A 12,911-nucleotide genomic window follows, 5' to 3' on the forward strand; every position below is an offset into this window, starting at 1 on the left:
CGGGCTATCTTACTGTACTTGTCAAAATTATTTGCCCAAATAAAGGAGAGCCATGAAAGTCATCATCATCACCGGCAGTTCGGACGGCATCGGCGCCGAGATGGCGCGCCAGCTGGCGCGCAGCCATGGCGGCGGCGTGGCGCTGGTGCTGGCGGCGCGCAACGCGGCCGCGCTGGAGCTGGTGGCCTCCGATTGCGCGGCGGCCGGCGCGCAGACGCTGGTGGCGCCGACCGACGTCTCGGTGCAGGCGCAGTGCACGGCGCTGGTGGCGGCCTGCGTGGCGCGCTTTGGCCGCGTCGATGCGCTGATCAACAACGCCGGCCGCTCGGCGCACGCGCTGTTCGAGGAGGTCGACAACCTGGCCTGGTACGAGGAGCTCATGAAGATCAACCTGTGGGGCAGCGTGTGGTGCACCCACGCGGCGCTGCCGTATCTGAAGCAGTCGCGCGGCAGCATCGTCGCGGTGTCGTCGCTGGCGGGGCTGGTCGGGGTGCCGGGGCGTACCGCCTACGGCGCCAGCAAGTTCGCCATGAGCGGCTTCTTCGAGGCCTTGCGCGCTGAATTGAAGGCGGCCGGTGTCAGTGTGACGATCGCCTATCCGGGCGTGGTGGCGACGCAGATCCGCTATCGCGGCTACAACGCGGCCGGCGGGGCGCTGGGCAGCAGCAGCCTGAAAGAGGACAAGGCGATGCCGGTGGAGGAGTGCGCGCGGCTGATCGTCGACGGCATGCAGGCGCGCCGGCGCGAGGTGGTGATGTCGGCCAAGGGCAAGCTGGGACGCTGGATGAAGTTGATCGCGCCCGGGCTGGTGGAGCGCATGGCGCTGGCGGCGCTGAAGGATGACGTGAAACCGCATTGAGAGCGGTTGCGGCGAGTTGTAAGTGAGTGTAAGAGTCGGTAAGCGCTTGTAATGTGCGTCAACTGATCGCTGGGCTGCGCCGTTTTTTGCTCATGCGACACGGGATAGTCCCGATGCCGAAACCCAGAAAAAGGAAATTCATCATGACCAAAATTATCGCTTCCCTGATCGCCGGCCTGTTCGCTACCGCAGCATTCGCACAAGCGCCAGTCGCCGCCACCACCGCGCCAGCCGCCAAGCCAGCCGTGGTGAAAACCGAAGCGAAGGCTGAAGTGAAAACCGCCGCAGTCAAAACCGCAGAAGTCAAAACCGAAGCCAAGCCTGAAGTGAAAACCGAAGCCAAAGCAGAAGTGAAGACCGCGAAGACCAAGGGCCATCACAAGGCCAAAGAATCCAAAGTCGCAGCGCCAGTCGCCGCTGCGAAAGTAGACACCAAAGTAGCAGCCAAGTAATTCAAATAATTCAAGTAATTAGTTAAACTATATAAATCATTTTAAAGGAATCACATCATGAAAAAATTAATCGCTACCCTGATCGCCACCCTGATCGCAGGCGCCGCATTCGCTCAAGCTCCAGCTGCTTCGGCTTCCGCAACCGTCGCCGCATCGACCCCGGCTCCAGCTGCATCGGCACCGGCAGCGAGCGCACCGGCCAAGAAAGTGCATCACAAGAAGGCCAAGGCAAAGAAGGCCGCCAGCGCACCGGCAGCTTCGGCGCCGGCAGCTTCGACCCCGGCGCCGGCAGCATCGGCTCCAGCCGCCAGCAAGTAATCCAAGACGCAGTACGGCTTCGGCCCGAATGCCGCCCAGATCACACTGGGCGGCATTTTTTTTGGGGTTCATCGCGGATTTCCGGGAAGTTGTTGTCGTCCCCATGCAAACGTGCGATCGCCGCTTTCCGCGCCGACCGGCAAACCTCGGCCAGCAGCCATTCGTCACTGCCGGGAAGGCGCATACTAAGCGCTGCTAACCACTACTGACCTGTACTACAGCGCGCTATCAATTACTAAAAATGCTGGGCCGAATACTAAACACCGCTATATTTTTCGGCCTGTATTCGTTAGAGGCGGTTAGCACTTTTTAGTTCCGAAAATAGCGCGGAGTCGCACGAAATATCGATAGCTAGCGCTGGGTAGTAGTGGTTATCGCGTTTTAGTAAAAGCCGAAAAAACCGGATCCGCCCTGTGCATGCCAACGGCGCGGGCAAAAATGGTTGATCCGAGTTGTAAGCGAGTGTAAGAGTCGGTAAGCGCTTGTAATGGGCGTCAACTGATCGGGTGGCTGCGCCGTTTTTTGCTCATGCGACACGGGATAGTCCCGATGCCGAAACCCAGAAAAAGGAAATTCATCATGACCAAAATTATCGCTTCCCTGATCGCCGGCCTGTTCGCTACCGCAGCATTCGCACAAGCGCCAGTCGCCGCCACCACCGCGCCAGCCGCCAAGCCAGCCGTGGTGAAAACCGAAGCGAAGGCCGAAGTGAAAACCGCCGCAGTCAAAACCGCAGAAGTCAAAACCGAAGCCAAGCCTGAAGTGAAAACCGAAGCCAAAGCTGAAGTGAAGACCGCGAAGACCAAGGGCCATCACAAAGCCAAAGAATCCAAAGTCGCAGCGCCAGTCGCCGATGCGAAAGTAGAAACCAAAGTCGCAGCCCCAGTCGCCGCGGCAAAAGCAGACACCAAAGTAGCAGCAGTCAAGTAATTAAAAAACTATATAAACCATTTTAAAGGAATCACATCATGAAAAAAGTAATCGCTACCCTGATCGCCACCCTGTTCGCGGGCGCCGCATTCGCTCAAGCTCCAGCCGCTTCGGCCTCCGCAACCGCCGCCGCATCGACCCCGGCGCCAGCCGCGTCGGCGCCGGCAGCGAGCGCACCGGCCAAGAAAGTGCATCACAAGAAGGCCAAGGCAGTCAAAGCCGCCAGCGCACCGGCAGCTTCAACCCCGGCAGCTTCGACCCCGGCGCCGGCAGCATCGGCTCCAGCCGCCAGCAAGTAAGTCGCATCCGCTAGCGCAGGACGTGCCGCCCCGGACCTCAGGCCTGGGCGGCGCAAGAAAAAGGGACAGGCTCAGGCCTGTCCCTTTTTTTGGCTGAGAACGTCGCGCTTTTGCCTGCAAATGGCCGTTTTTGCCCAAAATTCGGCTCAAAGCGTCGATAGGGAGTAAACTACGCACAAATTTCTTTCGCAATTAGGCGATTCGAACATACTTGTGAGTGACGCCATGTCTGAAACCCCAACCTCCCCAATTACCCTTTTTACCGACCTGAACCTCAGCGCGCCCCTGATCAAAGCGCTGAAAGATGTCGGTTACGAGTCGCCGTCGCCTATCCAGGCCGCGACCATCCCGTCGCTGCTGGACAACCAGGACGTCCTGGGCCAGGCGCAAACGGGTACGGGTAAGACCGCCGCCTTCGCGCTGCCCATCCTGTCGCGCATCGATATCAAACAGACCACGCCGCAGGCGCTGGTGCTGGCGCCGACTCGCGAACTGGCGATCCAGGTCGCCGAAGCCTTCCAGACCTACGCCGCGCATATCCCCGGCTTCCACGTGCTGCCGATCTACGGCGGCCAAAGCTACGGCCCGCAGCTGTCGGCGCTGCGCCGCGGCGTGCACGTCGTCGTCGGCACGCCGGGCCGCGTCATCGATCACCTGGACAAGGGTTCGCTCGACCTGTCCAAGCTGAAAACGCTGGTGCTGGACGAAGCCGATGAAATGCTGCGCATGGGCTTCATCGACGACGTCGAACGCATCCTGCAGGAGACCCCGGAATCGCGCCAGACCGCGCTGTTCTCGGCGACCATGCCGTCGGCCATCCGCCGCATCGCCAACACCTACCTGCGCAATCCGAAGGAAATCACGGTAGCCGCCAAGACCGGCACCGCCGAGAACATCCGCCAGCGCTACTGGCTGGTGTCGGGCATGCACAAGCTGGACGCGCTGACCCGCATCCTGGAAGCCGAGAACTTCGACGGCATGATCATCTTCTCGCGCACCAAGCTCGGTACCGAGGAACTGGCCAGCAAGCTGCAGGCACGCGGCTTCTCCGCCGCCGCCATCAACGGCGACGTCCAGCAGCAGCAGCGCGAGCGCACCATCCAGCAGCTCAAGGACGGCAAGATCGACATCCTGGTGGCGACCGACGTCGCCGCGCGCGGCCTGGACGTGGAGCGCATCAGCCACGTGGTCAACTACGACGTGCCGCACGATCCGGAAAGCTACACCCACCGCATCGGCCGCACCGGCCGCGCCGGCCGCAGCGGCGAGGCGATCCTGTTCATCACCCCGCGCGAAAAGAACCTGCTCAAATCGATCGAGCGCGCCACCCGCCAGCCGATCGGCATGCTGGAGCTGCCGACCATCCAGGCCGTCAACGACGTCCGCATCGCCAAGTTCAAGTCGCAGATCAGCGAAACCCTGGCCCAGGGCGAGCTGGAACAGTTCCAGTCGCTGATCGAGGACTTCGAGCGCGAACAGAACATCCCGGCGATCGAGATCGCCGCCGCGCTGGCCAAGATGGCGCGCGGCGACGTGCCGCTGCTGCTGGACAAAAAGCAGCAAGTGGCCGCCGCCACCTGGGACGAGCGTCCGGGCCGTCAAGTGGGCTTCGAGCGCAACGACCGCGGTGACCGTGGCGACCGCGGTGATCGCGGCGACCGTTTCGAACGCGCCGACCGCGGCGAACGTCCGGACCGCAGCGAGCGTTTCCCGAAAAAGGAACGCATCGTACGCGCCGCCGATCCGGGCATGCAGACCTTCCGCATCGAAGTGGGCTACCAGCACGGCGTCAAGCCGGGCAATATCGTCGGCGCGATCGCCAACGAAGGCGGCATCGACTCCAAGAACATCGGCCGCATCGAGATCTACGACGACTACAGCGTGCTCGATATGCCGGACACCCTGACCGGTGACGTGCTCGATCACCTGGCCAGCATCAAGGTCGCCGGCCAGCAGCTGCGCATCAGCCGCGATGGCGGCGAGGGCGCGCCGTCGCCGGCGCCTGCACCTGCGCCGGTTGCGGCCCGTCCGGTACCGGCGCGCGCGCCGGCAGCCCCTGCGCCGGCCGCTTCGCCGCTGGCCAAGGCCGCGCGCGTTGAATCTGCCGAAGTGGAAGAGGACGCCGCGCCGAAGAAGAAAAAGGAAAAGCCGGGCAAGGTCACCCTGCCGATGAGCGCATTCCGCATCGAAGTGGGCAGCAACCATGCGGCCACGCCGTCCAACATCGTCGGCGCCATCGCCAACGAGGCTGGCCTGGAAGCCAAGCATATCGGCCGCATCGAGATCTTCGACACCTACAGCATGCTGGAGCTGCCGGACGGGATGCCGCCGGAACTGTTCAAGCACCTGGGCAAGGTATGGGTCGGCGGCGCGCAGCTGAAGATCAGCCACGCCGAGCGCATGCCGCCGGAGTCCGGCAAATCGACGCCGCCTAAAAAGCCGGCGCCGGGCGCCAAGGGTGCGTTCAAGAAGAAGTATTGATCGCTAGGTTATAGATCGGTTATAGATCGCTTATAGATCGTTTCACACCACAGGGCCGCAAGGCCCTGTTTTCATATGGGCCGCCTGCACGCGCACGGTGCGCCCGGCGGCCGCCTTGCACCACAAGCACGCCCGGCGTGGGCGCCGGCCGGTCCGGCCGGCGGCGTTTTCATAGGAGCGCGGCCTCTGGCCCGTTTATTGCATTGAAGATAGGATAACCGACAAGTCGTTGAGCAAGGAGCACGGAATGACCGCATTGTTTCTACACTCCCGCACACGAGGCGCCGATGCTGCTGCGGAATGACCTGCTGCACTACACGCACCCGTCTCCGCGCACCGTCCGCGTGCTGTGGATCGCCCCCGAGCAAAGCCACGCCTACGTGTTCGACGTCGCGGCGCGGTCGGCCGACGTCGAGCTGGTGACGCTGCCGGCGCTGCACGCCGACATCCGCGCCGGCCATGCGCGCGTGCTGGCGGCCGATCCCTACCTGATGGTGGTCAGCCAGGAGCTGCTGCCGCCCAAGCACCTGCAGCTGCGCGCGCGCGCGTGGCGCATCGTCGAAGCGCTGGTGGCGCTGGAGCCGGGCATCTACGAAGCGCGCCAGCGCGGCCAGCTGATCGCCCAGGCCACCGCCACCCACGGCGTATCGCATCCCACCATCTACCGCTACCTGCGCCGCTACTGGCAGCGCGGCCAGACGCCCAACGCGCTGCTGCCCGACTACTGCAACTCCGGCGGGCGCGGCAAGGTGCGCCAGGCTTCGGCCGGCGTCAAGCGCGGCCGCCCGCGCAAGAACGGCGTCGACGATGGTCCCGGCATGAACGCCGACGAGGAAATCCGCCGCACCTTCCGGGTCGCCATCGCGCACTACGCGGCCGGCCACGCCAAGTTCTCGCGGCTGGGCGCCTACCAGCAGATGCTGGCCGATTTCTTCTGCGAGCGTCGCATCGACGCCGACAGCGGCCGCGTGCTGGCGGCGTCCGGCGCGCTGCCGGACGCGCTGCCGACCTTCGGCCAGTTCAACTACTGGCTCGATCACGACGACGACCGGCCGCCGGAAGTGGTGCGCCGCAGCGCCGCCGCCACGGCGCGCGGCGCGCAGGCCGACGGTCACGGCGCCGTTGGCCGCAGCGGCGACGCCCGCCAGTTGGCCGTCGATGCCGCGGCGCCGCCCGGCCGGCCCGGCGCCGGCTTCTATCTGGACGTGGTGCGCGCCGAAGTGCAGCTGGTCTCGCGCGCCGACCGCCAGCGGGCCATCGGCCGTCCGCTGGTGTACGTGGCGGTCGACGCCTTCAGCCGCATGGTGGCCGGCGTCTACATCGGCCTGGGCGCCCCCAGCTGGCAGCACGCCATGCTGGCCCTGGCCAACTGCGGCGCCGACAAGCAGCGCTACAGCCAGCAATACGGCCGCGCCATCGAGGCCGGACAGTGGCCCTGCCGCCACCTGCCGGAAACCCTGACCGCCAACGCCGCCCTGAGCGGCGGCGCCCAGTGCGAAACACTGCTCAACAACTTCAACCTGCGCTGCACCGACGCCGGCGAGGGCCCGGACGAATGGAAGGCCGTGCTGGAAAAACGCTTCCTGCTACTGGCGCCGGGCGACGCCGGCACGGCCTGCCGGCTGGACGGCGTGCTCGACCTGGACCAGTTCACCCGCATCGTCATCGACGCCATCCTTTACCACAACAACAGCCGCCACGCCGGCGACGCCACGCCGCGCGCACTGTGGGAGTGGGGCGTCGCCCAGCGTGGCGGCAGCCTGAAGACCTATCCCGAGCAGCTGCTGCGCTGCAGCCTGATGCCGGCCACGCAAGCCACCGTCAGCGCCGACGGCATCGTGCTGTTCGACAGCGTCTACACCTGCGCACGCGCCATCAACGAGCACTGGTTCGAGCGGGCGCGCCAGCGCGGGCAGTGGCAGGTGCGGGTCGCCTACGACCCGGCCGACATGGACATGATTTATTTGTTGGACGCCGGCGCGCCCATGCAATTCCACGCCTGCCACATGGCCGACAGCAGCAGCGCGCAGCGCCACCTCTCGGCGGCGGAAATCGCTTGCCTGCCGCGCCCCATCCCCGCCGCCTCTGCGGCGCCCCTACGTAGCACTACGCACGCTGTCGCCAGCTACGCTAACTGATTTCCAAAGTCGATAGCACACGGCGCTGTCCAGCGCCGTGCATGCCACTTCTCGCCATTCCGGTGCACGCCTCCCGCTGGTGCGGCGCGCCGTTTTTGCCTGCTCCGCGCGCTGAATAATCCGCAAATAAAGTCTGTCGCCGCAAGTGCCTTTCAGGATGGCGTATCGCCTTATTCCATAAGGATCGCTTCAGCGACGAAGCATGTTTATTTTGCTTGGATTTGTGGCACGGCGATTGCTAGATGAGGACTATACATACGCAAGTCACGAGAGGAAATCGATGAATAGTAAAACAGCCAAATCGTTTAAATCGTTTAGTGCGTTAACAAGGCGGGATTTCCTGTATCGGGCGGCGGCGGTCGGCGGCACCGGCCTGCTGTTGAACACCATGAACGCCTGGGGCATGGGCATAGGCTCGACGGCCTCGGCGCCGCCGGCGCTGAGCGGCAGCGGCAAAGGCAAGAAGGTGCTGATACTGGGCGCCGGCCTGGCCGGCATGACCGCCGCCTACGAGCTGGGGAAGCTGGGCTACCACTGCCAGATCCTCGAAGCGCGCGCCTTCGCCGGCGGCCGCTGCCAGACCGCGCGCAAGGGCTTCAGCCTCACCGAGCTTGGCGGCGACAAGCAGACCTGCGAGTTCGACGACGGCCAGTACATCAACCACGGCCCGTGGCGCATCCCGCTGCACCACCAGTCGACGCTGCACTACACGCGGCTGTTCGAGGTGCCGCTGGAAGTGATGGTCAACGATAACGACCACTCCTTCGTCTACTCGGAAAACGCCGGCCCGTACGCCGGCAAGCGCATGCGGGTGGCCGAGATCAAGGCCGACATGCGCGGCCACGTCTCCGAGCTGCTGGCCAAGTCGGTCAAGAGCAAGCAGCTGGACGCCGAACTGACGGCCGACGACCAGCGCCTGCTGCTGGACTACCTGGCGCACGAAGGCCAGCTGGCCGGCGCCGACCTGCAATACAAGGGCCGCACTGGCCGCGGCTTCGCCGTCAACCCTGGCGCCGGCATCTCACCGGGAGCGGGCACGCCGTCCGACCCGCTGGGCTTCAAGGACCTGCTGGCCTCCAAGCTGGGCAACGTCTACAGCGCGGTGCAGGACTTCCCGATGCAGAACACCATGTTCCAGCCGGTCGGCGGCATGGACGCCATCGCCAAGGCGTTTGAAAAGCGCGTCGGCAAGAACATCCGCTACCGCGCCGAAGTGCAGACCATCCGCCAGAACGACAAGGGCGTCACGGTCACCTACAAGGATACCGGCACCGGCAAAAGCGGCAGCATCGGCGCTGACTACTGCCTGGTGGCGATGCCGCTGTCGGTGCTGCGCCAGATCGATACCGACTTCTCGGACAAGTTCAAGCAGGCCGTCGCCACTGTGGCCTACGCGCCGGTCGGCAAGATCGGCCTGCAGATGAAGCGCCGCTTCTGGGAAGAGGACGAGCATCTGTACGGCGGCCATGTGCTCACCGACCTCAAAGGCATCAACACCATCTCGATGCCGTCCTACGGCTGGCAAAAGAAGAAGGGCGTGCTGCTCGGTTATTACCAGTACCAGACGGCCGCGATCGAGATCAGCGCGCTGTCGCCCAAGGAGCGCGCCGCCTTCGCGCTGGAGGCGGGACAGAAGATCTTCCCGCAATACACGGAGAACTTCGAGACCGCGTTCTCTGTCGCCTGGCATCGCGTGCAGTACAACCTGGGCGGCTGGGCCGAGTGGACCGACAAGACCCGCGCCGCCGCCTATCCAATCCTGGTGGAGGGCGAGGGCCGCGTGCTGCTGGCCGGCGAGCACCTGAGCTACCTGACCGGCTGGCAGGCCGGCGCCATCGAATCGGCGTGGCAGCAGATCGCCAAGATCCATGAAAGGGCCAGCGCATGAAGGAGGCGTTGATCAAGGCGGCGATGGCGATCATCGCCGTGCTGGCGGCCGGCGCCACGGCGCCGTCGCGCGCGCAGGACGCGGCGACGGCGGACGGCAAGGCGCTGTTCATGAAAAACTGCGCGGCCTGCCACCAGGCCAGCGGCAAGGGCATACCTGGCGCCTTCCCGGCGCTGGCGGGGAACAAGTTCGTGCAGGGGAAAGGCGCGGACGTCGCCACGGTGCTGCTGAAAGGGCGCGGCGGCATGCCCGACTTCAGCGACAGCCTGAGCGACCAGGAGATCGCCACTGTTCTCAGTTTCGTGCGCAGCAACTGGGGCAACCAGGCCGCGCCTCTGAGCGAGCCGGAGGTGCTGGCGCTGCGCGATGCGCTGCAAGTCGACCATTTTAGTAACGGCCAGATGTCCAACAAACACTGAAAGAAGAACGCATGAACAAAGCACTCGCCACACTGTTGATTCCTGCCGCATTGGCGCTCCTGCCGGGCGCCGCCAGCGCCGCGCCGAAAGCCGCCGCCGCCGATATCGTCCGTCACAAGATCCCCGGCTCGGACTTCCCGATCGCGCTGGCGGTCACGGTGCCGGCCACCGCCACCATCCACTTCGTCAGCGGCCAGGTGCCCGCCATCGCCGACGCCAGCGCCGCGCCGGATTCATTGGCCGCCTTTGGCGACACCAAAACCCAGTCCGAATCGGTGCTGAAGAAGATCAAGGAAGTCCTGGAGGGCATGAAGCTCGATATGACGGACGTGGTCAAGATGACCGTCTACCTGGTCGGCGATCCGGCCAAGGGCGGCAAGGCCGACACCAAGGGCTTCATGGAGGCCTACACCCAGCACTTCGGGGGTGCGCAGACCAAGCTGCCGGCGCGCGCCGTGGTGCAGGTGGCGGCCCTGAGCAATCCGGGCTGGCTGGTGGAAATCGAAGTCGTCGCCGCAAAAAAATAATTACGTAGCAGGGTCTTACTTTCTTTTTTATTCAATGGGGATTAACTATGCATAAGGCCATACTCAAGACCGGCGTCGCCGCCGTGTTGTCCACCCTGTCGATGGGTTCCGCCTACGCCGCCGACGCGGCGGCGGCAGCCGACGACGCCGTCGTCAGCGCGGTGATCGTCACCGGCACCCGCTCCAGCGGCATCAAGGTGGAGAACAGCGCCTCGCCGATCCAGGTGCTGGACGCGGCCTCCCTGCAACGCACCGGCCAGCCGGACCTGATCCAGGCGCTGGCGCAGAACCTGCCGTCGTTCACCGCGCAGGCCTTCGGCGGCGACACCGCCAACCTGACCTTGTCGGCCCGCCTGCGCGGCCTGAGCCCGAACAACACGCTGGTGCTGATCAACGGCAAACGCCGCCACGGCACCGCCAACCTGGCCGTGCTGGGCGGGCCATACCAGGGCGGCGCGGCGGCTGACCTGAACTACATCCCGGTCTCCGCGATCGACCACATCGAGGTGCTGCAGGACGGCGCCGCCGCCCAATACGGCTCCGACGCCATCGCCGGCGTGATCAACATCATCCTCAAATCGAACAACCACGGCGGCACCGCCAGCGCCACCGGCGGCGGCTACTCCGACGGCGGCGGGCGCACCGGCGACGCCTCGGCCAACGTCGGCGTCGAACCGTTCAAGGACGCCTACCTGAGCCTGACCGCCGAATCCAAGTACCACGGCTACAGCGACCGTGGCGGCATCGATCCGCGCGTGATCACCGCCGCCAACATGGCGGCCTATCCCGGCATGTTCCAGCAGGCCGGCTACCCGCACGTCAACCACATCTCGGGCGACGCGCAATACCACCTGAACGTCCTGGCGGCCAACTTCGGCTACGACTTCGCGCCGGACAGCCAGCTGTACGCCATCGCCACCTGGGGCCACAAGGAAGCGCGCGCCTACGAGAACTACCGCCTGCCGAGCCGCCTGCCGAAGGTCTATCCGACCGGCTTCTCGCCGAAGGAAACCATGAAGCAGGACGACTACGCGCTGACCGGCGGCGTCAAGGGCGTGCTGGCCGGCTGGAATCTGGACCTGAGCTCCACCTACGGCAAGGACACCAGCAAGATCGGCGTCGCCGATTCGGGCAACGTCTCGCTGTTCAACGACACCGGCACCACGCCCACCGTGTTCCGCGCCGGTTCCTTCATCGCCAGCCAGCTGACCACGTCGCTGGAGGCGAGCCGCGAGTTCGCGGTTGGCTGGGCCAAGCCGCTGAACGTGGCCGCAGGCCTGGAGCACCGCATCGACAAGTACGAGATCGAAGCGGGCGACGCCGCCTCGCGCTACAAGGAAGGTTCGCAGTCCTATCCGGGCTTCTCGCTAACCGACGCCGGCAGCCACCGCCGCACCAACGAAGCGGCCTACATCGACCTGGCCGGCAACCCGGTCGCCGACCTGACGCTGGACCTGGCGGCCCGCTACGAACACTTCTCCGACTTCGGCAACGCCAAGGTGGGCAAGTTCACGGCGCGCTACGACGTCTCGCCGCTGGTGGGCGTGCGCGGCACCTTCAGCAACGGCTTCCGCGCGCCGACCCTGGCCGAGGAATACTATTCGGCCACCAACGTCGGCCCGACCACCGCCTTCGTGCAGCTGGCGCCGAATTCGGCCGGCGCCAAGCTGGTGGGCGTGGATGGCTTGAAGCCTGAACGCTCGACCAACTTCAGCCTGGGCCTGGTGCTGAACCCGGCCGCCAACCTGGCCATCACGCTGGACGCCTACCAGATCAAGATCCGCGACCGCATCGTCGGTTCAGGCGCGCTGTACGGCTCGGGCGGATCGGTCAACTCGCCGGCGGTGGTGGCGGCGATCAAGGCCAACGGCAATGTGCTCGACAGCACCGTCAGCCAGACCGGCATCAACATCTTCTCCAACGCGGTCGACACCCGCAGCCGCGGGCTGGAATTCGTCGCCACGCTGAACGAGAACTACGGCACGGCGGGCAAGGTGGATTGGTCGGTGGCGGCCAACTACAACAAGGTGGAGGTCACCAAGATCAACCAGGCGCCGACCCAGCTGCTGCCGCAGACGCTGCTCGACAAGACCGCCATCTCCGACCTGGAAACGGCCTCGCCGAAAGTGCGCATCAACCTGGGCGCGCTGTGGAAGATCGGCGCCTGGACCATCAACCTGCGCGAGGCGATCTACGGCAAGTCGTCGGAGTACGGCAGCGAGGACGGCTCGGTCTATCACCTGACCGAAATCTCGGCCAAGGCGATCACCGACCTGGAAGTGGGTTACAAGATCAGTCCCGCATGGTCGGTGGCGGTCGGCGCCAACAACCTGTTCAACAAGTATCCGAACGGCGTGAATCCGGCGCTGCTGGCGGACGAGCGCGCTGCCGGCGACAACGCGGCGGTGACGGTGCTGCCATCGTTCTCGCCGATCGGCATCAACGGCGGCTACTACTACGTGCGCGCCAACTACAAGTTCTAAACCCCGGGGGTCAGATACCGTCTTGAATGACAAGCCCTTTCGATAGGTAATTGGGATCGAAAGGCTTGTCATTGTGTATCACCCCATAAATTAAGTGGGCCAGTTTGTGCATAACCG

11 protein-coding genes are annotated in these 12,911 nt (G+C 64.8%); all 11 read left to right on the plus strand.

What is annotated here, in order from left to right; all coding sequences use genetic code 11:
- Positions 1–52: 52 nt before the first annotated feature.
- The 11 genes from RUGAMON1_RS31445 to RUGAMON1_RS31495 all read left to right on the plus strand — a co-directional run bounded on the left by RUGAMON1_RS31445 (position 53) and on the right by RUGAMON1_RS31495 (position 12,794).
- Complete coding sequence (locus RUGAMON1_RS31445) at positions 53–859, plus strand: SDR family oxidoreductase (protein WP_445234204.1); 807 nt, start codon at positions 53–55, stop codon at positions 857–859.
- A gap of 143 nt (positions 860–1,002) precedes the next feature.
- Positions 1,003–1,311, plus strand: a complete 309-nt coding sequence (locus RUGAMON1_RS31450; RefSeq protein WP_445234205.1) for a hypothetical protein — start codon at positions 1,003–1,005, stop codon at positions 1,309–1,311.
- 57 nt (positions 1,312–1,368) lie between these two features.
- The gene (locus RUGAMON1_RS31455) at positions 1,369–1,629 is read left to right on the plus strand and encodes a hypothetical protein (RefSeq protein WP_445234206.1); all 261 of its coding nucleotides are present in this window, start codon (positions 1,369–1,371) and stop codon (positions 1,627–1,629) included.
- Between the two features lie 579 nt (positions 1,630–2,208).
- Positions 2,209–2,559 carry a hypothetical protein gene (locus RUGAMON1_RS31460; RefSeq protein WP_445234207.1) on the plus strand — a complete coding sequence of 117 codons (351 nt, stop codon included), beginning with the start codon at positions 2,209–2,211 and terminating at the stop codon, positions 2,557–2,559.
- Positions 2,560–2,597: 38 nt separating this feature from the next.
- Positions 2,598–2,858, plus strand: a complete 261-nt coding sequence (locus tag RUGAMON1_RS31465) for a hypothetical protein (RefSeq protein ID WP_445234208.1) — start codon at positions 2,598–2,600, stop codon at positions 2,856–2,858.
- Positions 2,859–3,083: 225 nt separating this feature from the next.
- Positions 3,084–5,339: a DEAD/DEAH box helicase gene (locus RUGAMON1_RS31470; protein WP_445234209.1), complete on the plus strand. Its 2,256-nt coding sequence runs from the start codon at positions 3,084–3,086 to the stop codon at positions 5,337–5,339.
- A 287-nt stretch (positions 5,340–5,626) separates the two neighbouring features.
- Entirely contained in the window at positions 5,627–7,477 is a 1,851-nt protein-coding gene (locus tag RUGAMON1_RS31475; RefSeq protein WP_445234210.1) for a TnsB C-terminal domain-containing protein, read from the plus strand.
- 280 nt (positions 7,478–7,757) lie between these two features.
- Positions 7,758–9,365: a flavin monoamine oxidase family protein gene (locus tag RUGAMON1_RS31480; protein WP_445234211.1), complete on the plus strand. Its 1,608-nt coding sequence runs from the start codon at positions 7,758–7,760 to the stop codon at positions 9,363–9,365.
- Positions 9,362–9,784, plus strand: coding sequence for a c-type cytochrome (locus tag RUGAMON1_RS31485; RefSeq protein ID WP_445234212.1), 423 nt, complete (start codon positions 9,362–9,364; stop codon positions 9,782–9,784). The genes RUGAMON1_RS31480 and RUGAMON1_RS31485 overlap by 4 nt, the downstream gene beginning before the upstream one ends.
- An 11-nt stretch (positions 9,785–9,795) precedes the next feature.
- Positions 9,796–10,311, plus strand: coding sequence for a RidA family protein (locus tag RUGAMON1_RS31490; protein ID WP_445234213.1), 516 nt, complete (start codon positions 9,796–9,798; stop codon positions 10,309–10,311).
- 47 nt (positions 10,312–10,358) lie between these two features.
- A complete protein-coding gene (locus tag RUGAMON1_RS31495; RefSeq protein WP_445234214.1) occupies positions 10,359–12,794 on the plus strand; it encodes a TonB-dependent receptor plug domain-containing protein in 2,436 nt (811 codons plus the stop codon).
- Positions 12,795–12,911: the final 117 nt, after the last annotated feature.

Source organism: Duganella rhizosphaerae, from assembly GCF_040364205.1.
Classification (GTDB): Bacteria; Pseudomonadota; Gammaproteobacteria; order Burkholderiales; family Burkholderiaceae_D; genus Rugamonas; species Rugamonas rhizosphaerae.